Source organism: Bradyrhizobium sp. USDA 4354, from assembly GCF_054060315.1.
Map to the genome: position 1 here is coordinate 5,048,663 of NZ_JBSSDC010000001.1, position 24,863 is coordinate 5,073,525.

Below are 24,863 nucleotides of genomic sequence, written 5' to 3' on the forward strand. Positions count from 1 at the left end.
GCCTAACGCAGGGCGGATCAGGCGTCGGCATGGTCCGCCACTGCCTCTGCTCAGCCGATCACTTCCCATCGTGCATGGCCATTTGCATTGCGTTGCACAATCGCGACGTTGGTCTCGACGCGCAGCATTGAGGTTCATGAGAAGAGCACCATATGACCTGCAAGGGAGCCCTTGCCGTGCAGACCATGAAGGCGGCCCTCGTTGCGGCGTTCACCGTCGTGGCTTTGACCTGCTGCCTCCTTCCCAGCTCAGCGGAGGAGAGCCGCCGTCTTGCACTGATCGTTTCGATCGACGGCGCCATTGGCCCAGCGTCAGCCAGCTACGTGCGAGAGGCTTTGGCCGAGGCGGGCGAACGTCGCGCCGAGGTCGTGCTTCTGAGGATGAACACGCCCGGCGGTCTCAATTCCAGCATGCGTGAGATCATCGCGGATGTGCTCGCCTCGCCCATCCCTGTCATCGGCTATGTCGCTCCCTCGGGTGCCCACGCGGCGAGTGCCGGGACCTACATCCTTTATGCGACCCACATCGCGGCGATGGCACCAGGCACCAATATCGGCGCGGCGACGCCGGTGCAGATTGGCGGGCCGCTTCCGGGCCTGCCGAGCGGCACACCCGACAAGGATGGCAAGGACAAGAAGGATGAGCCGAAGGACGCGATGACCGCGAAGGCCACGAACGATGCCGTCGCCTTTATCCGCAGCCTCGCCGAGCTGCGCAACCGCAATGCGGACTGGGCCGAAAAGGCGGTTCGCGAGGCCGCCACGCTGTCCGCCAGCGGCGCGCTGGAGGCACGTGCCATCGATCTCGTCGCGCGGGACCAGGCTGAATTGCTGCGGCAGGTCGACGGCCGCGCGGTGGAGGTCGCGGGCGGCAAGACACAACGCCTCGTGACAAGGGATGCGGTCATCGAGGCCATCGAGCCGGGACGGATATCGCGCTTCCTGGCGGTCATTACCAATCCGAACGTGGCGTTCATTCTCTTGATGGTCGGCATCTACGGCCTGATCTTCGAGTTCATGTCTCCCGGTGCCGTTGCCCCGGGGGTCGTCGGCACCATCTGCCTGCTGATCGGCCTCTATGCGCTCAATTTGCTGCCGATCAACTATGCCGGTCTCGCCCTGATGCTGGTGGGACTCGTGCTTCTCACCATCGAAGCCTTCAACCCGACCGTGGTGGTCGGCTTCGGAGGGATCATCGCCTTCGTGCTGGGAGCAATGATGCTTTTCAGGAGCGAGGCGCCTGGCTACCAACTGTCGTGGTGGGTGATCGGCACCACTGCGGCAGTGTTCAGCGGCTTTGCTCTGATCGTGCTTGGTTCGCTTCGGCGCGTCGGCAAAGCTCCTGCGCTGGTCGGCGCACAGGCCATGCGCGGCTTGCCCGCCGAGGTTCTCGACTGGAACGGGAACGAAGGTCATGTCTTCGCCCATGGTGAGCGCTGGCAGGCGCGCGGCGCGGAAACGTTCAAGCCCGGAGAGACGGTGGAAGTCGCCAACGTCATCGACCTGACGCTGCTGATCCGCCGCACACCCGCCCGGACAGGCGAGGGAGGTACATCATGATGCTGGAATATCTGACGTATGCGGCGCTCGCGCTGCTTGTCGTCATGTTTCTATCCCAGGCTATTCGAATCCTGCGCGAATACGAGCGCGGCGTCGTCTTCACGCTCGGCCGCTTTACCGGTGTGAAGGGCCCGGGCCTCATCCTCCTCATCCCGATCGTGCAGCAACTCGTCAAGGTCGACCTGCGGGTGATGGTGCAGGTCGTGCCGCCGCAGGACGTGATTTCGCGGGACAACGTGTCCGTCAAGGTCAACGCCGTACTGTACTTCCGCATCGTCGACCCCGAGCGCGCCATCATCAAGGTCGGCGACTTCATGGCGGCGACCAGCCAGCTCGCCCAGACCACGTTGCGTTCGGTACTCGGCAAGCATGAGCTCGACGAGATGCTTGCCGAGCGCGACAGATTGAACGCCGACATCCAGGAGATCCTCGACAAGCAGACTGACGTCTGGGGCATCAAGGTCACCGGCATAGAGATTAAGGACGTCGATATCAACGAAACCATGGTTCGCGCGATTGCCAAACAGGCTGAGGCGGAGCGCTTGCGGCGGGCCAAGGTGATCAATGCGATGGGCGAGCAGCAGGCCGCCGAAAAGCTCGTCGAAGCCGGCCGGATCCTGGCGCAGGAGCCTCAGGCAATGCAGCTGCGTTACTTCGCGGCTCTGCACGACATCGCCGGTGAACGGTCGTCGACCGTGGTGTTTCCGCTCCCGACCGGCTTGCTCGATCATTTTATGCCGCGGCCTAACAACCCGTAGCGGGTAGCGGCGAGGACGACCCATCTTCGCCCAAATGGGCGTGTCGAATGTTGATGCCTACTTAAACGGGAGAAACATTCGATGACCAAGCACGCCGTTAGTCCACCAGGCCGCCGCCAGCGTCGGACATTCATGCTTGCCGTTCCGCTGGTCGCTTTCGCGCTTTGTTCGTGGCCGATCGGCGAAACGGCGCAGGCCGCGGAGCCGGGCAAGGACACCCCTGCCGCCAATCTGCCCCGGATCCTCGTGCTGGCGACGGGCGGCACCATCGCAGGCCAGGCCGACCCGCGCGCGACCGGCGCCTACAAGTCCGGCCAGATCACGGGCGAGCAGCTGATGCAGTCGGTACCGGGCCTGGACAAGCTCGCCAAGCTGAACGCCGAGCAGATTTCGTCGATCGGATCCCAGGACATGAACGACAAGGTCTGGTTTGCGCTGGCCCGCCGCATCCAGGACGCCTTCGAGAAGAATGAAGCCGATGGCGTCGTCATCACCCACGGCACCGACACGCTGGAGGAGACCGCGTTCTTTCTCGACAACGTGGTGCGCGGCGACAAGCCGGTGGTGATGGTCGGCTCGATGCGGCCGGCCACGGCGATCAGCGCGGACGGTCCCGGCAATCTCTACGAAGCGGTGCAGGTGGCCGCCGATCCGCGCTCGCGCGGGCGGGGCGTCATGGCCGTGCTGAACGACAAGATTCAAGGCGCCCGCTCGGTCACCAAGACCAACACCACGAGCATCGAGACGTTCAGCTCGCCCAATGACGGGCCGATCGGCTACGTCGACACCGCCGGCGGCATCCGTTTCATGACCCAGGCTGCGGGCGTCAAGCGTGCGACCTATCAGCTGCCGGCAGGCGAGCAATTGCCGCGGGTCGCGATCGTCTACTCGCACGCCAACATGGATGCCGTTCCCATCGAGGACGCCATTTCGCGCGGCGCCAAGGGCATCGTGCTGGCCGGCGTCGGCGACGGCAACACGTCGAAGCCGGCGCTCGATGCGCTCGAAGCGGCGGCCAAGAAGGGCATCCTCGTCGTCCGCTCCACGCGGGTGCGATCCGGCTTCGTCACAAGGAACGTCGAGGTCGACGACGATAAGAATGGTTTCGTCGTGTCCGAGGACCTCAATCCGCAGAAGGCGCGCGTTCTCGCCCAATTGCTGATCGCGAGCGGCGTCACGGCGCCGGCCGACCTGCAGAAGGCGTTCACGGCGACGTGGTAGCGGCCGAGTAGGATGGGTAGAGCGGAAGCGAAATCCATCGACCTCGCACGTTGTTGGATGATGGGTTTCGCAAGGGCTCTACCCGTCCTACGCATCCAAGACGAAAAGGCGCCCCTTTCGGAGCGCCCTTTGCCTGTCTTTGTCCGGTTCGGGCGATTTAGCCCGAATAGTACATGTCGAACTCGATCGGGTGCGGGGTCATCTCGAAGCGCTCGACCTCGGTCATCTTCAGCTCGATATAGGCGTCGATGAAGTCGTCATCGAACACGCCGCCGGCCTTGAGGAAGGCGCGGTCCTTGTCGAGGTTCTCGAGCGCCTCGCGAAGCGAGCCGCACACCGTCGGGATCTGCTTCAGCTCTTCCTTCGGCAGGTCGTAGAGGTCCTTGTCCATCGCCGGGCCCGGGTCGATCTTGTTCTTGATGCCGTCGAGACCGGCCATCAGCATCGCGGCGAAGCCGAGATAGGGATTGGCGAGCGGATCGGGGAAGCGTACCTCGACGCGCTTGGCCTTCGGCGAAGCGGTATAGGGGATGCGGCAGGAGGCCGAGCGGTTGCGCGCGGAATAGGCGAGCAGCACGGGCGCCTCATAGCCCGGGACCAGACGCTTGTAGGAGTTGGTCGAGGGATTGGTGAAGGCGTTGATCGCCTTGGCGTGCTTGATGATGCCGCCGATATAGTGGAGGCAGGTCTCCGACAGGTCGGCATATTTGTTGCCGGCGAACACCGGCTTGCCGTCCTTCCAGATCGATTGGTGCACGTGCATGCCCGAGCCGTTGTCGCCGTAGACCGGCTTCGGCATGAAGGTGGCGGTCTTGCCGTAGATGTGGGCGACCTGGTGGATGCAGTACTTGTAGATCTGGATGTGGTCGGCCATCAGCGTCAGCGTGTCGAACTTCATGCCGAGCTCGTGCTGGGCGGAAGCGACCTCGTGGTGATGCTTCTCGACCTTGACGCCCATCTTGGCCATGGCCCCGAGCATTTCCGAGCGCATGTCCTGCACGCTGTCCTGCGGCGGAACCGGGAAATAGCCGCCCTTGGTGCGGACGCGGTGGCCGAGATTGCCGCCTTCATATTCGGTGTCGGAGTTGGTCGGCAATTCCGAGGAGTCGAGGCGGAAACCGGTGTTGTAGGGGGTGGAGGAGAAGCGCACGTCGTCGAACACGAAGAACTCGGCTTCGGGGCCGACGAACACGCTGTCGCCCACGCCCATCGACTTCACCATCGCCTCGGCCTTCTTGGCGATGCCGCGGGGGTCGCGGTTGTAGGGCTCGCCGGTGGTCGGCTCGAGCACGTCGCAGGTGATGACCATCGTGGTCTCGGCGAAGAACGGATCGATCGTCGCGGTCACCGGATCGGGCATCAGGCACATGTCGGACTCATTGATCGCCTTCCAGCCGGCGATCGAGGAGCCGTCGAACATCGTCCCTTCGGCGAAGATGTCTTCATCGATCATGCTGACGTCGAACGTGACGTGCTGCCACTTGCCGCGCGGATCGGTGAAGCGCAGGTCGACATACTTCACGTCGTTGTCCTTGATCGATTTCAGGACGTCTTTGGCGGTCTTCATGCATACCCCTTATGGCTCTGCGGGTCGGTTTCCAGGTGAGCAAGATTATTCTCGCTTTTGGCGAGTTCGCGCGCGACCGCACAAACGAAATCAGGCCGCCGAAGCAGCCTTATTTCTTATCGGAGTGTCGCAAAATGCGGGATAGCACCCGGCTCAGATAGCGTCCAGCCCGGATTCGCCGGTTCGGATGCGGATCGCCTCTTCGATGTTGGAGACGAAAATCTTGCCGTCGCCGATACGGCCGGTCTGCGCGGCGCGGCGGATCGCGTCGATGGCGCGCTCGACCAGATCGTCGCCGATCACAATCTCGATTTTTACCTTCGGCAGGAAGTCGACGATGTATTCTGCGCCGCGGTAAAGCTCGGCGTGCCCCTTCTGCCGGCCAAAGCCCTTGGCCTCGGTGACGGTGATGCCCTGAAGACCGACTTCCTGAAGCGCTTCCTTCACCTCGTCGAGCTTGAATGGCTTGATGATGGCTTCGATTTTTTTCACTGCGCGACTCCCGGCCTTTCGATCAAATAGCAACGTCTTCGTCAGGATGCGCATTTCTCAACGCACGATCTTGTCTTCTCTATGCCGGGATCCCTGACCAGTCCGGCAACGACGGCCGGCCACACCCTGTACGATGCCAGTGAGCACGACAAACCGAAGCGGCTTCCTCGAAAGCAGGGTCTATGCCAAGTTGCAAATGCCCTGATTATTGGAGCGTTATCAGCCTTCTAACGAGCATCCCTGACTGTGGCGCCGATCTGCACAAAATACCGAAGACTACGAAATAGGCAAACGGTTCAATATATGTGCAGATCGATGTCCCCGCCGTCGGATCGGCAAGGAAGATGCCTGTTGAAGAGGCGTTTGTACTAGGAAGTGGCATGGAAGTTCTGAGCAACGCCGAGATGCAGCGGGCCGACCAGCTCGCCATTGCGGCCGGCACGCCCGGTTTCAAGCTGATGCTGAGCGCGGGCCAGGCGGTCGCCGAGGCCGCCCATGCGCTGGTGGAGGAGGGGCCGATCCTGATCGTCGCCGGTCCCGGCAACAATGGCGGCGATGGTTTTGTCGCAGCCGCCGAGCTCGCCGCCCAGGGGCGCGAGGTCTCGGTGATCCTCATGTGCGAGCGCGACCAGCTCCAGGGCGATGCGGCCTCCGCCGCGCGCGGCTGGAAGCACCCGGTGCTCCCGTTCAATCCGCAGGCGATCGGAAGGCCGGCGCTGATCATCGATGCGCTGTTCGGTGCAGGCCTCAGCCGCACCGTGGACGGCGAGGCGCGCGAAATGATCGAGGCGATCAACGCCAACGGCGTCCCGGTGCTCGCGGTCGACCTGCCGAGCGGCATCAACGGCACCAGCGCGGCCGTGATGGGCGTGGCGGTGAACGCCATCGAGACCGTCACCTTCTTCCGCAAGAAGCCGGCGCATCTGCTGCTGCCCGGGCGCATGCACTGCGGCCGTGTGCGCGTCGCCGACATCGGCATCAATGCGCAGGTGCTGGACGAGATCGCGCCGCAGACCTTCGAGAACGATCCGGACCTCTGGGGCGCGGCCTTTCCGGTGCCGCGCATCGACGGCCACAAATACGCGCGCGGTCATGTGCTCGCGGTCTCCGGCGATGCAGCCGCGACCGGCGCGGCGCGGCTGGCGGCTCGCGGCGCGCTGCGCGCCGGTGCCGGGCTGGTGACGCTCGCCTCACCGCGCGATGCGCTCGCGATCAATGCTGCCGCGCTCACCGCGGTGATGGTGCGCCCCGTCGACACCGCGGTCGAGTTCGGCGAACTGCTCGGCGACAAGCGCTACAACACCTGCATCATCGGTCCCGGCGCCGGCATCGGCGAACGCACCTGCGACATGGTCCACACCGCGCTTGCCGCACAACGACATCTGGTGCTGGACGCGGACGCGCTGACGAGCTTTGCCGCAACCCCGGAGCACCTATTCGAGTCGATCAAGTCCTCGCAGGACAATGCGGTGGTGCTGACCCCGCACGAAGGCGAGTTTCCACGCCTGTTCTCCGACCTCAGCAACAAGCATCCCGGCCGCTCCAAGCTCGAGCGCGTCCGCGCCGCCGCCGAGCGCTCCGGCGCCGTTGTGCTCCTGAAGGGCCCGGACACCACCATCGCCGCCCCCGATGGCCGTGCCGCCATCGCTGCCAACGCGCCGCCCTGGCTCGCCACGGCAGGTGCCGGCGATGTGCTCTCCGGCATCATCGCAGGGCTCCTCGCGCAGGGCGTGCCGGCCTTCGAGTCCGCCAGCATCGGCGTCTGGATGCACGGCGAGGCCGCGAGCGAAGCCGGGCCAGGCCTGATCGCGGAGGATCTGACCGAAACGCTGCCGGCCGTGCACCGGCGGATCTATGGCGCGCTGGGCGTGGAGTACTGAGCTGTTCACTACGGCGGGTAGGATGGGTAGAGCGCAGCGAAACCCATCATCTCAAACCTCGGCGCGGTAGGATGGGTTTCGCTGCGCTCTACCCATCCTACAAAATCTCACTCCACCGCGTACCAGCGCACCAGCCGCGGCGCGGCCCAGTCGGTCACGACGGATTCGAGCAGCCATCGTCCGGGTGAGGTTGCCGCGAACGCAATGCGTTGGGTTTGACCGGGCTCGATCGCAAGCGTGTCGAGCCAGTAGGGCTTCCAGCCGTCGTCGAGCTTGTCGAGCAGGCGGAAGGGGTGACCGTGCAAGTGGAACACGGACGTGGTAGGCGCAGGGTTCTTGAGCGCCAGCACGACGGTGCGGCCGGTCTTGGCGCGGAAGGCGGGGGCGGAGGCGGTGGCGAAGCTTGCGGGCCGTGCCCAGCCAGCATCGGCTACGCCGAGCGCGACATCGAACCGCAGGGCGCCTTTCAGGTCGAGCTGGTCAGGCAGGTTGTTCGAGGGGAGCGGTTGCGGCGGCAACAGCGGCGCGCGCTCCAGCTTCCCAGAGATGGCGAGACGTCCGACCTGGCGCGCCTCCTTGCCGTCGTGCAGCAGGAATGCGGCCGACATGGCCGTATCCACAAACGCGTCGGCTCGCGCGCCGGGAGCCAGCACCACCGCGCCGTTGCGCGCGGGGAATGGCTCGGCTGGCTGTCCGTCCAGGGCCATGACCCGGACCTCATGGCTTTCCAATTTGATCGCCAGAACAGTACGTTGGGAGCCGTTGATAAAGCGCAGCCGCAGCCGCTCATGAGCTGCGGCTGAGAGTTCGAATGAAGTTCTGCCATTGACGGTGTAGAGCGGTGTCGTGTCCTTCGGGTCCTGGCCCGGAGGGACCGCGGTGCCATCCGGCCGCAGGCGCCATTCCTCGATCAACAGGATCTCGTCACGATCGACGGCAACCCGGCTGGTCTCGGCCGCGATGATCGGGAGCGGGCGCGCGGGCTGCTTCAGGCCGGCCTCGAAGAGACGGAAGTCAGTCAGCAGGGTTCCTGCGCTTCGTATTGAAATAATTGATGTTTCTGAAGTGTCCGGCGCGGCGGGCGCGCGGCCTCGCAGCGGGTCGGTCGCGAGCACTCCATTGAGGCCGTACCAGACCGGCGCAAGTGGCACAGGCAGGTCGTTCCGAAACACCACTTCGCAGCGGTCGCCGCGTTTGAGACGGACGTCCCTGAGGTGGCTTACGGCGGCCAGCTCCCAGATTGGTGTAGCAGGCTGATCAGGTCTTAGAGACAGCGTCGCCGACCTTGCTTGGAGGGCGAGCTGGGCGGTGATGGACGGGGCGGCGGCGCCGGCGATCAGCCCGGCTGCCGAGGCACCGAGGCCTGCCAAAACCTCGCGCCGATGTGGGGCATGGATCCGCGTTGTCATGGCACGATCCGGACCATGCCGTGCTGGATAAGTCCAGCCGCCGTGCCTATTTGAAGCATGCCTCCATCAGGCCATTTTTTTGCTGCGAACAGTCAGGCACATGCTATAAGCCCGGCCGCCCGCGGCATCGCGGCCGGTCTTGATGCAAATTCACGCGGGCGTGGCGGAACTGGTAGACGCGCTGGATTTAGGTTCCAGTGACGAAAGTTGTGGGGGTTCGAGTCCCTCCGCCCGCACCAAGCGCTTATCGCGTTTGCACGGATTACGAGACCTGCTTCCGCGCGGATGTTCGTCCGTCTGGAGCCGGTCCGATGAACCACCGGCGTTGAGGCGTTTGCCTCGCGCCGGATCGATTAATGACAGCGTCCCGACGCGCGACGTGCCGGGACCGAACGAAAAGAAGATTGGACGCCATGCAGGTCACAGAAACCCTCTCGGAAGGTTTGAAGCACGAGTTCAAGATCAGCGTCCCCGCGTCTGATCTCGATGCCAAGGCCGGTGCCAAGCTCGTCGACCTCAAGGACAAGGTCCGCATCAACGGCTTCCGTCCGGGCAAGGTGCCCGTCGCGCACCTGAAGAAGGTCTACGGCCGTTCGGTCATGGCCGAAACCATCGACCAGACCATCCGCGACACCAACACGCAGCTGTTCTCCGAGCGCGGCTTCCGTCTCGCGACCGAGCCGAAGATCACCATGCCGACGGAACAGAAGGACGTCGAGGAGCTGCTGAGCGGCAAGACCGATCTGACCTACACGGTCGCGATCGAGGTGGTGCCGGCGATCGCGCTCGCGGACTTCAAGACGTTCCAGGTCGAGAAGCCCGTTGCCGAGGTCTCCGACACCGACGTCGACGAGGCGATCAAGCGCATCGCCGATTCCAACCGCACCTATGCCGACAAGGGCGAGGGTACCAAGGCCGCCTCGGGTGACCGCGTCACCATCAACTTCAAGGGCAGCATCAACGGCGAAGTCTTCGAGGGCGGCACCGGCGAGGGCATCCAGGTCGTGATCGGCTCCAACACCTTCATCCCGGGCTTCGAAGAGCAGCTGATCGGCATCGGCGCGAGCGAGACCCGCACGCTGAAGGTGTCGTTCCCCAAGAACTACATGAACGACAAGCTGGCCGGACAGCCCGCCGAGTTCGAGACCACCGCGACCCTGATCGAGGCGCCGCAGGACCTTGCGATCGACGACGAGTTCGCCAAGTCGCTCGGCCTGGAATCGCTGGACAAGCTCAAGGAAGCGGCGCGCGAGCGCCTTTCTGCCGAGTTCGCCACCGCGACGCGCCAGCGCGTCAAGCGCGCGCTGCTCGACCGCCTCGACGAGGCGCATCGCTTCGAGGCGCCGCCCTCGCTCGTCGACGAGGAGTTCAATCTGATGTGGAACTCGGTCAAGGCCGAGATGGATTCCGCCGGCAAGACCTTTGCCGACGAGGACACCACTGAGGACAAGGCGAAGGAAGAGTACCGCAAGATCGCCGATCGCCGCGTGCGGCTTGGCCTCGTGCTCTCCGAGATCGGCGAGAAGAACAAGATCACCGTGACCGACGATGAGGTCGGCCGCGCCGTGATCGAGCGCGCGCGCTCGATGCCCGGCCGCGAGAAGGAGGTCTGGGACTATTACCGCAACAACGCCCAGGCGCTGGCCCAGCTTCGTGCACCGATCTATGAGGACAAGGTCGTCGACTTCATCCTCGAGCTCGCCAACGTGACCGAGAAGAAGGTCTCGCGCGAAGACCTCTACAAGGACGATGACGCGGAAAAGACCGCTGCCTGAAGGCTCTGGAGCGTTTTCGAGCGAAGTGGATACAGGTTCGCGTGAAGAAAACGCGTCAAAAATAGAAGCTAGAGCTCCTTTCCGATTCCATCGGAGCGGGGCTCTAGGACAGTTTTCTATTAAGGATGATCAGGAAAGAGGTCCAGCTAGCCAGATGGTCGGCTGGGCCTCTTTATGCGAATCAGCTTCAACTCCCCGACGGATTAAGCCCTTAATGCGCTCCGCACTTGTCAGGCGCGAATTGGGCTATATCTGTCGCTACGTCTTCTACCTCTACCAAGTTCCTGCATCACGGGACGTCCATTCGCCCTTCCGGCACATCCAGCCAAACTGGCAGCCAGGCCCGGCGATGTCCGTCTCCGAAAAACCCTAGGTGACTCATGCGCGATCCGGTTGAAACTTACATGAACCTCGTGCCCATGGTGGTCGAGCAGACCAACCGTGGCGAGCGCGCCTACGACATCTTCTCACGCCTCCTGAAGGAGCGCATCATCTTCGTGACCGGCCCGGTCGAGGACGGCATGTCGACGCTGATCGTCGCGCAGCTGTTGTTCCTCGAGGCGGAAAATCCGAAGAAGGAAATCTCGATGTACATCAACTCGCCGGGCGGCGTGGTGACGTCGGGCCTTGCGATCTACGACACCATGCAGTTCATCCGCCCACCGGTCTCGACGCTGTGCACGGGGCAGGCCGCCTCGATGGGCTCGCTGCTGCTTGCGGCCGGCGAGAAGGACATGCGCTTCTCGCTGCCGAACGCGCGCATCATGGTGCACCAGCCCTCCGGCGGCTTCCAGGGCCAGGCCACCGACATCATGCTGCACGCCCAGGAAATCCTGAACCTGAAGAAGCGGCTCAACGAGATCTACGTGAAGCACACCGGCCAGACCTACAAGTCGATCGAGGATGCGCTGGAGCGCGACAAGTTCCTGACCGCAAACGATGCCAAGGAGTTCGGTCTGGTCGACAAGGTGATCGACAAGCGTGCCGAGGAGCCGGCGCCGGCGAAAGTCCCGTAGCACTACTGGGTCGTCATGGTGATCCCCTTGCTAAGTTGGGGATCACCGGGACCATCAGGGTGGCGTTCACGTTAGGTGCGCGCGCCACGCGTCGCAAAACGCGGTTTTGCGCGCTGCGACAAGCAGAAAGTTCCGCTTTCGTGCTTGTTTTTCGTGGCAATCGCGCAACGCCGGGGTGATTTCGATCACTTTCGCCCGTGCCAAGTCCGGAAATCACGGTATTGTCACGGGTGGCCGGCGACCCCCGATTAGCGAATTCTTGATAGTCGGGTGACAGCATGGTTGGCTACGATTGATCGGCTATGATCGCGGGAGAATCGAGTGACCGCGATTCGCACGGGATGTAATGCGTAGGGTCTTTTTTGGTACGGAATTTGCTCTACTTAAGCTTCATACCGACCATCGTGTCGGAATGGAGCGATCGAGCGGAACGGGATCGAACCGCGGACGGAGACATGAATGAGTAAGGTCGGCACGAGCGACTCCAAGAACACGCTATATTGCTCGTTCTGCGGCAAGAGCCAGCACGAAGTCCGCAAACTGATCGCGGGTCCCACGGTCTTCATCTGCGACGAGTGCGTTGAGCTCTGCATGGACATCATCCGCGAGGAGAACAAGTCCTCGCTGGTCAAGTCGCGCGACGGTATTCCGACGCCGAAGGAAATCTGCAAGGTGCTGGACGATTACGTGATCGGCCAGAGCCATGCGAAGAAGGTCCTGTCGGTCGCGGTGCACAACCACTACAAGCGCCTCAACCATCAGACCAAGCACAACGACGTCGAACTCGCGAAGTCGAACATCCTGCTGATCGGTCCGACCGGCTCGGGCAAGACGCTGCTCGCGCAGACGCTCGCCCGCATCCTGGACGTGCCGTTCACGATGGCGGATGCGACGACGCTGACTGAAGCCGGCTATGTCGGCGAGGACGTCGAGAACATCATCCTGAAGCTGCTCCAGGCCGCGGACTACAATGTCGAGCGCGCCCAGCGCGGCATCGTCTACATCGACGAAATCGACAAGATCAGCCGCAAGTCCGACAACCCCTCGATCACGCGCGACGTATCGGGTGAGGGCGTGCAGCAGGCGCTGCTGAAGATCATGGAAGGCACGGTGGCTTCGGTCCCGCCGCAAGGCGGCCGCAAGCATCCGCAGCAGGAGTTCCTGCAGGTGGATACCACCAACATCCTGTTCATCTGCGGCGGCGCTTTCGCCGGCCTCGAGAAGATCATCTCGGCACGCGGACGGTCGACCTCGATCGGCTTCGGCGCCCAGGTGCTCGCGCCGGAGGATCGCCGTACCGGCGAGATCTTCCGTCACGTCGAGCCTGAGGACCTCCTGAAGTACGGCCTCATCCCCGAGTTCGTCGGCCGTCTGCCGGTCGTGGCGACGCTTGAGGATCTCGATGAGACCTCGCTGAAGAAGATCCTCACGGAGCCGAAAAACGCGCTGGTGAAACAGTACCAGCGGCTGTTCGAGATGGAGAACATCGAGCTGACCTTCGCCGATGAGGCGCTTGGCGCGGTCGCCCGCAAGGCGATCGAGCGCAAGACCGGCGCGCGGGGTCTGCGTTCGATCCTCGAGGCGATCCTGCTCGAGACCATGTTCGACCTGCCGGGCCTGGAAGGTGTGGAAGAGGTCGTGATTTCCCGCGAAGTGGTGGAAGGAACGGCGCGTCCGCTCTACATCTATGCCGATCGGTCCGATCGCGCCGTCGAGAACGCCAGCGCCTGATCTGGCGGCGCTGGAACGCTCCAATTGTCTGCTCGAGGTGGGCTGCGGAAGTCGTATTTCCGCAGCCGGTGTTGCGTCGCTTACTGCGTGCGTAAGCGCCTGATGGCGCGCGTTTTTCGATGACTTGACACCCCCCGGGTCGATAGCCACCTAATGTCGGCGGCGAGCGAAAATTCTCTTCAAGATTCGCCTCAGTTCCGATCCGTCGAGCCGGTCCAACTTGCAGAGGACCGACCGGTCTTGCGGATCACCTCGGCACCTTGTGGCGGTTGCGCGATCAGCGGGCTGCGTGCAGGGGGGCAAAGCAAAAGGAAAAGGCCATGACTAATCCCAAACCCCGGCCAACCATCGTCCATGGCGAAACGCACGCCTATCCCGTGCTGCCGCTGCGCGACATCGTCGTCTTCCCGCACATGATCGTTCCGCTTTTCGTCGGCCGCGAGAAGTCGATCCGCGCCCTCGAAGAGGTGATGAAGAACGACGCGCTGATCATGCTCGCGACGCAGAAGAACGCGTCCGACGATGATCCGGCGCCCGATGCCATTTACGAGACCGGGACGCTTGCCAGCGTGCTCCAGCTCTTGAAGCTTCCCGACGGCACCGTGAAGGTGCTGGTCGAGGGGCTCGAGCGTGCGCGCGTGTCGAAATACACCGACCGCGCCGACTATTACGAGGCAACTGCCGTTGCGCTCGCCGATACCGATGCGAAGTCGGTCGAGGCGGAGGCGCTGGCGCGCTCGGTCGTGTCCGACTTCGAGAGCTATGTGAAGCTCAACAAGAAGATCTCGGCCGAGGTCGTCGGCGTCGTGCAGGCGATCACCGATTTCGCCAAGCTCGCCGACACGGTTGCCTCGCATCTCGCCGTGAAGATCGCGGATCGGCAAGGCATCCTGGAGACGCTGTCCGTCACCACGCGCCTGGAGAAGGTGCTGGGCCTGATGGAGAGCGAGATCTCGGTGCTGCAGGTCGAGAAGCGGATTCGTTCTCGTGTCAAACGACAAATGGAGAAGACCCAGCGCGAGTATTATCTCAACGAGCAGATGAAGGCGATCCAGAAGGAACTCGGCGACGACGACGGTCGCGACGAGCTCGCCGATCTCGAAGAGAAGATCTCCAAGACCAAGCTCTCCAAGGAAGCGCGCGAGAAGGCGCAGCATGAATTGAAGAAGCTGCGCCAGATGTCGCCGATGTCCGCGGAAGCGACCGTCGTGCGCAACTATCTGGATTGGCTGCTGTCGATCCCGTGGAACAAGAAGTCCAAGGTGAAGAAGGATCTGGAGCAGGCGCAAGCCATCCTGGACTCCGATCACTACGGGCTCGAGAAGGTCAAGGAACGCATCGTCGAGTATCTCGCGGTGCAGTCGCGCGCCAACAAGCTGACCGGACCGATCCTGTGCCTCGTCGGGCCTCCCGGCGTCGGCAAGACCTCGCTCGGCAAGTCGATCGCGAAGGCGACGGGGCGCGAATTCGTGCGCGTCTCGCTCGGCGGCGTGCGCGACGAGGCCGAGATCCGCGGTCACCGCCGCACCTATATCGGCTCGATGCCCGGCAAGATCATCCAGTCGATGCGCAAGGCCAAGTCGTCCAATCCGCTGTTCCTCTTGGACGAGATCGACAAGATGGGCGCCGATTTCCGCGGCGATCCGTCCTCGGCGCTGCTGGAGGTTCTCGATCCCGAGCAGAACGGGACCTTCAACGACCATTATCTCGAGGTCGACTACGATCTGTCCAACGTGATGTTCATCACGACCGCGAATACGCTCAATATTCCCGGGCCGCTGATGGACCGCATGGAGATCATCCGGATCGCGGGCTACACCGAGAACGAGAAGGTCGAGATCGCGCGCAAGCATCTGATCCCGAACGCGGTGTCCAAGCACGGCCTCGACTCCAAGGAGTTCTCGATCGACGACGAGGCGCTGCTGCTTCTGATCCGCCGCTACACCCGCGAAGCGGGCGTGCGCAACCTGGAGCGTGAGCTCTCCACACTGGCCCGCAAGGCGGTGAAGGAGCTGATGATCTCCAAGAAGAAGTCGGTCAAGGTCACCGAGAAGACTCTGGAAGAGCTGCTCGGCGTGCCGAAGTACCGCTTCGGCGAGATCGAGAGCGAGCCGCAGGTCGGCATCGTCACCGGCCTTGCCTGGACTGATGTCGGCGGCGAGCTGCTGACCATCGAAGGCGTCATGATGCCCGGCAAGGGCAAGATGACGGTCACGGGCAATCTGCGTGACGTCATGAAGGAGTCGATCTCGGCGGCGGCGTCCTATGTCCGTTCGCGGGCGATCAACTACGGCGTCGAGCCGCCGCTGTTCGACCGGCGCGACATCCACGTGCACGTGCCGGAAGGCGCGACGCCGAAGGATGGCCCGTCCGCGGGCGTCGCCATGGCCACCGCGATCATCTCGGTCATGACCGGCATCCCGGTCCGCCACGATGTCGCGATGACCGGCGAGATCACGCTGCGCGGCCGCGTGCTGCCGATCGGCGGCCTGAAGGAGAAGCTGCTGGCTGCGGCCCGCGGCGGCATCAAGACGGTGCTGATTCCCGAGGACAACGCCAAGGATCTCACGGAGATTTCCGATGCGATCAAGGGCGGCATGGAGATCATCCCGGTCTCCCGCCTCGACGACGTCGTCGCCAAGGCGCTGGTGAAGAAGCCCGTGCCGATCGTCTGGGAAGAGGACACCAAAGTGACGGTGAAGCCGGACGGCGACGAGGCCGCCGGCGGCCTGACCGCTCACTGATCTCAAGCGAAAGATGATAGAACGGCGCCTTCGGGCGCCGTTTTTGTTTGGAGCTGGCCATGCAGGTCGACGGGCAATGCCATTGCGGCAAGATCACCTTCGAGGCCGAGATCGATCCGGAGGCTGTCTCGGTCTGTCACTGCACCGATTGCCAGACGCTGACCGGCTCGCCGTTCCGGGTGACGGCGATCTGCACCGGCGCCGATGTCAAGCTGACCGCCGGCACGCCCAAGGTCTACGGCAAGCGGGGCGACAATGGCCGGATACGCTTCCAGCATTTCTGCGCGGATTGCGGTTCCCCGCTGTTCACCAGCGGCGAGGGCGACCAGGCCGATGATTGGGGCATCCGCTGGGGTAGCATCCGCCAGCGCGACAAGCTGCGGCCTGTGAGGCAGATCTGGTGCCAGTCGGCGGCGGTGTGGCTCGATGCGGTGCCGCTGCTGCCGGGGAGGCCGCAGGATTGAGGGCTGAAGTTCGCCGCGAAAGCCCGCCTTCGCCAAACGGCTTCGGCGCGGCAGCCTTCGCTCGCTTCGCGCTCATGACCTGCCGAGCCGTAGCTCGCGAAGCGAGCGAAGGCTGGTGGGCGGTCACGGATTCGAACCGCGGACCCTCTCGGTGTAAACGAGATGCTCTAACCAGCTGAGCTAACCGCCCAAATGCGCCTTCAAGTGCGCCTCTTTAGCGCCCCGGCGGGTATCGAAGCAAGAGCCGAGCGCGCCGCGAACTGGCTCCAATTCGCGGCCCGGTCGGGTTTTCATGCTGAACAGGAGCAGCCCTGCAGCAGCCCGCTGCAGGGCAATTCTGTTTCGTAGCGCGGATCTCGTCATCCGGCCGAGGAGGCGGCGATCATGCTCCCGGTCGCCGTGCAGCCTCGAAATCCGTCTGGTGTCAGGCTGTCTTGGTGAACATTGTCAGCACGCCGTCGGCGATGTTGATCGCGACGACTTGCGACGAACTCAACCCCTTGGCCTTGAGCACGGAGGCTGCCTGCGGTGTGGCGTCGATGGACTTCCGAAGCGACTGGATGTCTTCATCACTTGTGTGCGCCACGAGTTCATCGACTTTCGCACGCACCGACGGCTGCAATTCCTTGACGTCCACAACCTGTATGCTCCGGATCACCGTGCTGGACTGAGTGGACGGCTGTTCCTCGCCGGTTTGCGACGATGCGCCCTGTGCCTGCACCAGAGCAGGTGTTCCGAGACAGAGAGCTGCAACGATGACGGATGCCGTGAAGCTGCGCATGGCCATGCCTTTTCCAGTTTGAGGAACGGCGAACCTATCGAGGAAATCTGGTTGGCATCTGATTCCGATGTGGCCGTTCGGTGAAACCAATGCGGCCGCAATGCGCACAGATGAGACCTTGCGTCGGGTCGGGGGCGCAGAGCGCAGCTCAGTTGCAGACTTCGACGTTTGTGTATCCGCCCAAATTGCCCTTCGCCATGAGCGCTGGCGACATGCCTTCGAGGCGACACCCGGGCCGGACCGGACGGCAGCCGGCCTGTCCGCACACGATTTGTCCGCTCGATTGCGGTTTGGACGGTGCAGCTTCGGTTTTCTTGCGTTCCGTGTCCCGTGCGGGCGCGTCGTCACGCTTGGCGATCGGCTTCTTGTCCTGCACCTTCTCGCATTCGTTGTCGTCATTGACGCGGTAGCCGGCGCGACAGGTGATCTTCACGCAGGCATCGCCGTCCGCCTTGAAGCCGCGATCGCAGATCAGCGGGCAGACGCGCCCCGGCTTGGCCTTGATCGCGTCCAGCGCATCGAAGCTCGCGAGCTTGGCGTCGAACTTCGTGCCGGCATATTTGTTGAACAGCGTCAGCGAGCGTTGCGACGAGGCATTCCAGTCCCCATCCGCGGAGGCGGAGAGACAGCCGACGCGGCGCAGCTCCGACTGCACCAGCTTCGTCGTTTCCTGCGGCGACATTGTCGGCGGGGTCGAAGAGGGCGCTATCGCTGCGACCTTCTGCTCCGCGTTGGCTACGGCCTGTTTCTCCGCGCCCAGCTTGGCGGCCGTCTCGGCGGCGGCCTTGTCGTTCGCCAGCTTCTCGGCCAGCGCTTTCTCGGCGACCTGCTTCTCGGCCAGGGCCTTTGCTGCTGCCGCTTCCGCGTCCTTGCGCCGCTGCTCGGCTGCGGCCGCCTTGGCTTCCTCGACCTGCTTGGCTTTCTCGGCGGCGAGACGCTTGTCCTCGGCTGCCTTGGCCGCGGCTGCGGCCTTCTCCTGTTCGGCCTTGTTGGCGCGCTCGGCGGCGAGGCGGGCCTTCTCCTCTTCCGCCTGCCGGGCCTTGTCTGCCGTGATCGCACGGGTTTCTTCGGCGGCGATCTTGTTCAACTGGCCTTTGGCGAGATCGGTATAGAAGCCGCCCGGAAAGCGGTTGAGGAACGCTGTCCATCCGTCACGGGTCCCGAGCTGAAGCGCCAATTCGTAGTCGCGCCGGATCTCGCTGTCGGGATTTGCCTGGGGCCCGGCGACGACAGGCTTCGCCGCAATCAGCGGCACGTCGTCGCCGCCGAGCGAGCCGTAGACATAGGGCTCCTGCTTGTAGCCGGTGTTCTTGAGGACATCGTCACGGACGAAGCCGAACGCCTTGCGCAAGTCGAGGCCGGGTGTCGGCAGCCGCTCGACCAGGGCCGCGGCAAACGGGCTGTTCCTGGAGTCGCCGTCCGAGGCGGTCGAGCCGGCCTTGGCCGCGAAGGCGATCATGGTGTTCGGGCTGGTCGGCTCGACCTTGGCGAGGCCGCGACCGATGGCGCGCGCGGCCACCGTCCGCTTCATCGTCTTGGCGAACGGATTGTCGCGACAGGCATCGAGAATGACGAGGCGAAGCTGCTTGGCCGGCTCGATGGCGAACAACACCCGATCGAGCGGGAAGGCCTCGTCGAAGACGTCGGTGTCGGTCTCCAGCGCGGCGTCGGTGGGTATCAGATAATTGTTGCCGTCCAGCTCGATGCCGTGGCCCGCATAATAGATGACGGCGACGTCGGCATCGCGGGCCTTGCTGCCGAACTCGCGCAGCGCCTTGCGCATGTCGACGACGCTCAGGTCGAGCTTGACATCTACGGTGTCGAACCCGGCCTTCCTGAACATGCCGCCGACCAGCGAAGCGTCGTTCACCGGATTGGTCAGCCTCGGCACGCTCTTGTAGGCGGAATTGCCGATGACCAGAGCCACGCGCCTTTCGGCATGTGCCGGTCCGCAGCCAAGCCAGACAGTAAAAATGATCAAACCAAAAAACCGAAGCCCGCCCATCGCAGCCCCAAATCACAATGTGATCAGAGTATCCGGAGCCTTGCGGAAGGCAAGCCGACGGTCCGTGACTGATGTCACAATCTGCCGCGCTTCTCCCGTGGGGTTGACAGGCGGCGAGGGTGGTTAGCCTTCACTCCCACGCCCCGCCAGCGATCAGTCCTCAAGCCCTGCGTTGTGCCGTCACGTCATCGGCCTTGCCGTTTCCCTCACCGTCTGGGCTGTCGTTGCCATGCCGGCGGCATAGGCGGCTCCTGCGCCGAGGAGAAGCGAACAGAAGCTTGCAAACATCACGTACGAGAAGTGTTTGCGGGCCTCGTCGAGCTGGGCCGGCGTCGCCGGCCGCGCCGTCGCACCGACCGTGTCCCGTCCCGTATTGTTCGTCCAATAGGCGATGCGGGCGCTCGCTGTATATGACGGGCCGACCAGGTTGCTGGCGATGCTGGTCGCGGACACCGGCATCATCGCTGCCGCAGCCACAACGACGACAGTCGTGACCGCCCAGGCAGCCAGTGCGTGGCCGACGCGGCCGAGTCCGGACTGATCCGGCGAGTTGGCTGCCGCAACGGCACCGCCAACAAAGGCGGCAATGATTCCCGACACCGCCCACCACACGAACGCCGCCCAGCTGGCGCCAGCGGGTGCCGTTGAGGCTGTGGGAATGTCGATTGCGAGCAGACCGATGCCGAGACCGAGCATGGTCAGCAAGATCTGGACGACCAACGATGCGAACATGCCAGCCAGTACGGCCGACCATGTCCAGCCAAAAAAGGGGTTAGGTATTGCACGTGTGACCATGGCGAGATCCTCCACGAACTTCCATTTCCTGTTCCAACGCACCCTCAAATCTTCCGTTCCTGGAGCCGGAACTCCCGAGGGCCTTCGCGGCTTGGTCTATGGCAAAGCTAGAAGAGGCCGGACACCATGACACTTGGTCGAGGCGCCCTATTGTGGCTGCTAGGAATTCCGCTCCCGGTCATCCTGCTGCTGGCGCTGTTCTGGCGCTAGCTTGCGGATCGAAAGGACGGTGTAAGGAGGCGCGGCGCTCGATGGAGGCCGGCGCAGCCTAAGGTGCGGCAAGAAGAGGCGGGCACCCCATACCGGCGAGAACGGAAAAGCCCCGGACGCACCCTAGTTGATTCACACATCGCGAGCGATTCTCCAGCCGCTGAGCATGGCCTTGAGGGCCAATAGGCCCTGGAGGATCGTGATGGGGCCTGGTTTGCTGTAGTATCCTGTCCAGCCGCCGAGGCGCGCGCATACCCACGTTGCGTAGGCAAGCGAACCCGAGGGGTGCGGATTCTTTTGCCGATCGGTTTTGCCTTCAAGGGTTCGGCAAACGGCCTCCAAAGCCGGACGATCCTTAGGATCAAGCATATCGTCGAGCGGTCGGTTTGCTGCACCGTCGCGCTCTCGTACCATTTGCAGGACCTGGATCGCTGCGATCAGCGTTGCCGCGGTCAAGTTCTCGAATGGGCCGCCGTCGACCACACATACGGCTTCGATGTTGAAGCCCTTGGTCTTCATGAGACGGAACAGTTGCTCGATAGTCCAGCGCTGGCGATACAGGTGCGTGATCTGCTGCGCAGACGCCAGTGTTGTCACTTGGTGTGTCGTCAGTAGTCGCCAATGCACCGGCGGGACGTTTGCCGGAGGATCGACCTCACGCGCCTCCACCAGCGTGAGCGTGACCTCCTTCGGCAGTTTGGCCTCTTCACCTGGGCATTTGCGTCTTGGCCGCAGCAGGCTGATCTGCCGCGTTCGCAATGCCAATACGGCTTTACGTGCCATCTGGCCCGGCTTGGCCGATACGTCGATAACTTCCCGGCCAAGTTCTGGCACGTCATCGAGGCAGTTGTAGAGCGTGCCACCATCCTTCAGAGCTCGATCGTAATTGGCCCTGATCAGCAGTTCAGTCTCGACAGGTCGGCAGGCAAACTCCTCGTAAATGTCACCCTCGCGGTCGGCAACTACCGTCACACATTCCGCCCCATGAGCTGCCAACTCTGCCGCCGTGAGGGTGGCGTCGAGCCAGCGACGGCTCTCCTTATCCGCAAATGCCCGCACGGCCCGCCGGCGCTTTTTGCCGCCGACATGTTTGAGGAACGTCGCATCGACAAGCCCGAGCAATGCCCCGTCATCGGCATCTACGGCGACCATCGCGTGAAGGTTCAAACTGTCGAGCTTGCCATCGTCTCGCAGGGTCGTGGTGTCCTGGATCGCCAGAACATGGCGACCTCTGACCAGCCCTGCGGTCCGCAACCGGGCCGTGGTCACCATCTCCTCCGGGGTCACCCGCCGATTGCGAAGGAAACGCGTGATGCGGATCTCGCCAGCTCGATCCCCGCCAACCCGCCGAACACTGATCCCAGACTGACCGACGCTGATAAGGCGGGCCAACAAACGGGCACCCCTTTTTCCAGGCGCCGGTCTCCAAACCGTCCCAATCCGCCTTCCATCACTCGCTCCATCGGCACAACGCTCCGATGGATTCAGACTTCAGACGATCTGGCAAGACGCCGCCGGCCCCGAGATGTGTGAATATGCTAGGGACGCACCGGGGCTTTGCCTTAGCGACCATCAGCAGTGGCGTGATCAGTACTTCGCCACGACGGGGCCTCCGCCCCAGTTGAAGCGATAGACCAGCTGGCTGCGAACGGCATGAACCCATTTCTCGGAATCGATCGACGCTCCAACCGACAGACCCGTTGCCGTGTCGCGGATGGCGTTTGTTCCGGTGTCGAATTCAGAGAACCGATATTCAGTCTTCCAGAACAGGCCAGGCACGATCTTCAGCGCGTGTTCTTCGCCGGCGCCGATGAACCAGCCCTTGTAGGTACGCTTGTCCATAAACACGCCGCTTGGTCTCCCGAACGGCGCAGCGTTGAGGGTGAAATCGGTACGGTCGAAGCTGGCTTCGGTATAGCCGACCGAGAAATAGGTCAGGACGCTTGGGGTCGCCAGCCAGCCGAGCCGGCCGCCGCCCGCCCAGGCCGAGCTCATCTTCTCCTCGCCGACGATTCCGAAGCGAAGCGGGCTGAGCTGGCCCTCCAGGCTGCTGAAATCGTAGTCGCCAAATGCGCCGACCAGGAAAGCCGCGCCTGCCGCCGCGAACTGGTAGTCGCAGCCGCCCTGCACGGTCCCGAAGAAGCCGCGGCCCCCCGTCGTCGCTGTATCGCTGAACCGGGTTCTGGGAGGACCGTCGAGATAGCTCGTGTTGTCCTGATTCCACAGCCCATACCCGCCACCGCCGCCGATGTAGCAGCCGCTCCAGTTCGTGACGGGCGCGGGGGCCGGTGGGGCCTTCAGATAAGTTTGAGCCGCCACATCAGCGGCCGGACCGCCCGAGTTGAAGCGGTAGACCAGCTCGCTGCGAACGGTGTGGACGAACTTCTTGGAATCTTCCGAGAAGCCGATCGGCAATCCGGTTGCCGTGTCCCTGATCGCATTGGTGCCGACATCGAACTCGGAGAACCGGTATTCGGTCTTCCAGAACAGGCCCGGCAGGAAGCCTAGCGCGTACTCGGCGCCGGAGCCGATGAACCAGCCGTTGTAGGTTCGCTTGTCTTGATACAGCCCGGCTGCAACTCCGAACGGCGGGAAGTTCAAATTGAAGTCGGTACGGTCGAAGGTCGCCTCAGTGTAACCTGCCGAGACATAGGTCAGCAGGCTCGGCGTCGCCAGCCAGCCGAGACGGCCGCCGACTGCCCAGGCCGAGCTCATCTTCTCGTCGCCAACCATCGAGAAGCCGGAGGGATTGAGCCGCCCGGATAGACTGGCGAAATCATAATCGCCGAACGCTCCGATCACGAAGCGCTCGCCGGCTGCCGCAAACTGGTAGTCGCATCCCGCCTGCACCGTTCCGAAGTAGCCGCGGCCGCCGGTCGTGATTGTATCGGCATTCTGAAACCGGGGCGGACCGTCGACATAGGTGGAATTTTCCTGATTCCACATGCCGTACCCGCCACCGCCCGCGACGTAGCAACCGGTCCAATTGACGACCGCGGCAGCGACAGCCGGTGGCTTGGAGTATTTGCGTGGAAGGTCGGCAGCCACTGCCGATGCGGAAAATGTCACCAATGCGACAAGGGCGGGCGCAACTTGCTTCATTCCAATATCCCATTCCACCAAACCGCGGCTAAGCGACCGCTCGCCAGCCAAGGTCGACTCCTCGGGACAAACATACGAAGTTCGATTCAGAATGCTGTTGCAGGAAGGCTACAATCGCGGAAACTGTGCTGCTCGCATGTGCCTACCAAACCGCGAGCCGGGCTTTTCGCGACATTGCTCTTTCGGTCTCAACCCGCGCAAGCACAGCTTGCGAGCTTTGGTCTTCAACGAGACCGGATGGACGTTCAGAAGAATGTCTTTATTACCAGAGGGTTGTGACGGTGCGAAACATGCTGGCGAGGTGACGCGGCGCGTCAACACGATGTCGATGATCAGCCTTCGATTGGGGGCGGTTTGGACCGGGCGCCGGGCGCGACGCGGCAATCCGTCGCGACCTCCAAAACGCTCTCTCCCGTCCCTGGCGGTCGATCTCGGCTTTTCGACTGAACTGGCTTCTATGATACGAGCAGGGGCAGACGATGGAGCCCCGAATGGAACAACCCGCCGGACACGCAGAGAACGCCGACCAGATCGCTTATTGGAACGGCCCGAGCGGGCAGCGCTGGGCCGATCGCCATGCGGCGCAGGAGAATCTGCTCGGCCCCATTGCCGACGTGCTGATTGACCGCGCCAAGCCGAAGCCGGGCGAACGCGTTCTCGATGTCGGCTGCGGCTCCGGTGCAACGACCTTCGCCTTCGCGAAAGCGGTGGCGCCCAACGGGTTCGCGCTCGGGCTCGACGTGTCCGAGCCGATGCTGTCGCAGGCGCGTGTGCTGGCGCCGAAGGGCCTGCCGCTCGATTTCGTGCTGGCGGATGCGACGGTGTATCCGTTCGAGCCGGCGAGCTTTGATCTCCTGGTTTCGCGTTTCGGCGTCATGTTCTTCGCCGATCCGGTCGCGTCCTTCATCAACCTGCATCGCGCGCTGAAGCCGACAGGGCGGCTCGCCTTCGTCTGCTGGCGCGAGCCGAAGGAGAATCCCTGGATGATGGCGCCGCTGATGGCGGTCTATAAGCACGTGCCGAAAATGCCGCCGGTCGGGCCGGAGGAGCCGGGCCCGTTCGCCTTCGCCTCGGAAGAGCGCGTGATGCGTATCCTCAAAGGTGCAGGCTTCGTGGATGTGGCAATGGAGCCGCATAACCTCGCGATGGATATCGCGATCGGCAGCGGTCTCGATGCGGCCGTCGACGGCGCGCTTCAGATCGGCCCCGCCAGCCGCGCGCTCCAGGGCCATCCGCCGGAGACCTACGAGGCTGCCAAGGCTTCGATCCGCGAAACGCTCGCGCCGTTCCTGAAGGGGCAGAGCGTGGCGCTGCAGGGCGCGATCTGGATCGTGACCGCGAAAGGGGCTTAGCG

The 24,863-nt window shown here is 63.4% G+C and carries 18 protein-coding genes and 2 tRNA genes; 11 read left to right on the forward strand and 9 right to left on the reverse strand.

All coding sequences use genetic code 11. The features are described from left to right. The first annotated feature begins 176 nt into the window (after positions 1-176). From ACVIIV_RS23390 to ACVIIV_RS23400, 3 genes are all read left to right on the forward strand, one after another. Positions 177-1,559, forward strand: a complete 1,383-nt coding sequence (locus tag ACVIIV_RS23390; protein ID WP_456748802.1) for an NfeD family protein — start codon at positions 177-179, stop codon at positions 1,557-1,559. Continuing rightward, positions 1,556-2,317 carry a slipin family protein gene (locus ACVIIV_RS23395; protein ID WP_456746252.1) on the forward strand — a complete coding sequence of 254 codons (762 nt, stop codon included), beginning with the start codon at positions 1,556-1,558 and terminating at the stop codon, positions 2,315-2,317. Before ACVIIV_RS23390 ends, ACVIIV_RS23395 begins: the two co-directional genes overlap by 4 nt. A gap of 81 nt (positions 2,318-2,398) precedes the next feature. Continuing rightward, a complete protein-coding gene (locus ACVIIV_RS23400; protein ID WP_456746253.1) occupies positions 2,399-3,538 on the forward strand; it encodes an asparaginase in 1,140 nt (379 codons plus the stop codon). A 157-nt stretch (positions 3,539-3,695) separates the two neighbouring features. Here ACVIIV_RS23400 and glnA read toward each other — a convergent pair whose 3' ends face one another. Together glnA and ACVIIV_RS23410 are read right to left on the reverse strand one after the other, a co-directional pair. After that, positions 3,696-5,105: a type I glutamate--ammonia ligase gene (glnA, locus tag ACVIIV_RS23405; RefSeq protein WP_456746254.1), complete on the reverse strand. Its 1,410-nt coding sequence runs from the start codon at positions 5,103-5,105 to the stop codon at positions 3,696-3,698. Between the two features lie 153 nt (positions 5,106-5,258). Beyond that, a complete protein-coding gene (locus tag ACVIIV_RS23410) occupies positions 5,259-5,597 on the reverse strand; it encodes a P-II family nitrogen regulator (protein WP_007603495.1) in 339 nt (112 codons plus the stop codon). A 380-nt stretch (positions 5,598-5,977) separates the two neighbouring features. On the opposite strand from ACVIIV_RS23410, the gene ACVIIV_RS23415 reads away from it, so the two are divergent. Next, positions 5,978-7,477: an NAD(P)H-hydrate dehydratase gene (locus tag ACVIIV_RS23415; RefSeq protein WP_456746255.1), complete on the forward strand. Its 1,500-nt coding sequence runs from the start codon at positions 5,978-5,980 to the stop codon at positions 7,475-7,477. Between the two features lie 107 nt (positions 7,478-7,584). Here ACVIIV_RS23415 and ACVIIV_RS23420 read toward each other — a convergent pair whose 3' ends face one another. After that, positions 7,585-8,886 carry a multicopper oxidase family protein gene (locus ACVIIV_RS23420; protein ID WP_456746256.1) on the reverse strand — a complete coding sequence of 434 codons (1,302 nt, stop codon included), beginning with the start codon at positions 8,884-8,886 and terminating at the stop codon, positions 7,585-7,587. A gap of 154 nt (positions 8,887-9,040) precedes the next feature. Between ACVIIV_RS23420 and ACVIIV_RS23425 the strand changes: the two genes are divergently transcribed. From ACVIIV_RS23425 to ACVIIV_RS23450, 6 genes are all read left to right on the forward strand, one after another. Next, positions 9,041-9,125 (forward strand) — tRNA-Leu (locus ACVIIV_RS23425). Between the two features lie 174 nt (positions 9,126-9,299). Beyond that, positions 9,300-10,661, forward strand: a complete 1,362-nt coding sequence (gene tig / locus ACVIIV_RS23430; RefSeq protein ID WP_456746257.1) for a trigger factor — start codon at positions 9,300-9,302, stop codon at positions 10,659-10,661. Between the two features lie 380 nt (positions 10,662-11,041). Continuing rightward, complete coding sequence (locus tag ACVIIV_RS23435; RefSeq protein ID WP_197959283.1) at positions 11,042-11,677, forward strand: ATP-dependent Clp protease proteolytic subunit; 636 nt, start codon at positions 11,042-11,044, stop codon at positions 11,675-11,677. A gap of 459 nt (positions 11,678-12,136) precedes the next feature. Beyond that, positions 12,137-13,408, forward strand: a complete 1,272-nt coding sequence (gene clpX, locus ACVIIV_RS23440; protein ID WP_008547851.1) for an ATP-dependent Clp protease ATP-binding subunit ClpX — start codon at positions 12,137-12,139, stop codon at positions 13,406-13,408. 320 nt (positions 13,409-13,728) lie between these two features. Further along, the gene (lon, locus tag ACVIIV_RS23445) at positions 13,729-16,152 is read left to right on the forward strand and encodes an endopeptidase La (RefSeq protein WP_456746258.1); all 2,424 of its coding nucleotides are present in this window, start codon (positions 13,729-13,731) and stop codon (positions 16,150-16,152) included. Positions 16,153-16,211: 59 nt separating this feature from the next. Next, positions 16,212-16,616, forward strand: coding sequence for a GFA family protein (locus ACVIIV_RS23450; protein ID WP_456746259.1), 405 nt, complete (start codon positions 16,212-16,214; stop codon positions 16,614-16,616). A 113-nt stretch (positions 16,617-16,729) separates the two neighbouring features. Here the strand turns inward: ACVIIV_RS23450 and ACVIIV_RS23455 are convergent. The 6 genes from ACVIIV_RS23455 to ACVIIV_RS23480 form a co-directional block, all read right to left on the reverse strand. Next, positions 16,730-16,806: transfer RNA gene (locus ACVIIV_RS23455), tRNA-Val, on the reverse strand. Positions 16,807-17,040: 234 nt separating this feature from the next. Then, entirely contained in the window at positions 17,041-17,403 is a 363-nt protein-coding gene (locus tag ACVIIV_RS23460) for a hypothetical protein (protein WP_456746260.1), read from the reverse strand. 142 nt (positions 17,404-17,545) lie between these two features. Next, the gene (locus ACVIIV_RS23465; protein WP_456746261.1) at positions 17,546-19,402 is read right to left on the reverse strand and encodes a caspase family protein; all 1,857 of its coding nucleotides are present in this window, start codon (positions 19,400-19,402) and stop codon (positions 17,546-17,548) included. 180 nt (positions 19,403-19,582) lie between these two features. After that, the gene (locus ACVIIV_RS23470; RefSeq protein WP_456746262.1) at positions 19,583-20,197 is read right to left on the reverse strand and encodes a hypothetical protein; all 615 of its coding nucleotides are present in this window, start codon (positions 20,195-20,197) and stop codon (positions 19,583-19,585) included. 342 nt (positions 20,198-20,539) lie between these two features. Then, complete coding sequence (locus tag ACVIIV_RS23475; protein WP_456746263.1) at positions 20,540-21,799, reverse strand: IS4 family transposase; 1,260 nt, start codon at positions 21,797-21,799, stop codon at positions 20,540-20,542. A gap of 195 nt (positions 21,800-21,994) precedes the next feature. Further along, positions 21,995-23,509 (reverse strand): outer membrane protein, encoded by a 1,515-nt coding sequence (locus ACVIIV_RS23480; RefSeq protein WP_456746264.1) that lies wholly within the window; start codon positions 23,507-23,509, stop codon positions 21,995-21,997. Positions 23,510-24,000: 491 nt separating this feature from the next. Here ACVIIV_RS23480 and ACVIIV_RS23485 point away from each other — a divergent pair, with 491 nt between their 5' ends. Next, positions 24,001-24,861, forward strand: coding sequence for a class I SAM-dependent methyltransferase (locus ACVIIV_RS23485; protein WP_456746265.1), 861 nt, complete (start codon positions 24,001-24,003; stop codon positions 24,859-24,861). The last annotated feature ends 2 nt before the right edge of the window (positions 24,862-24,863 follow it).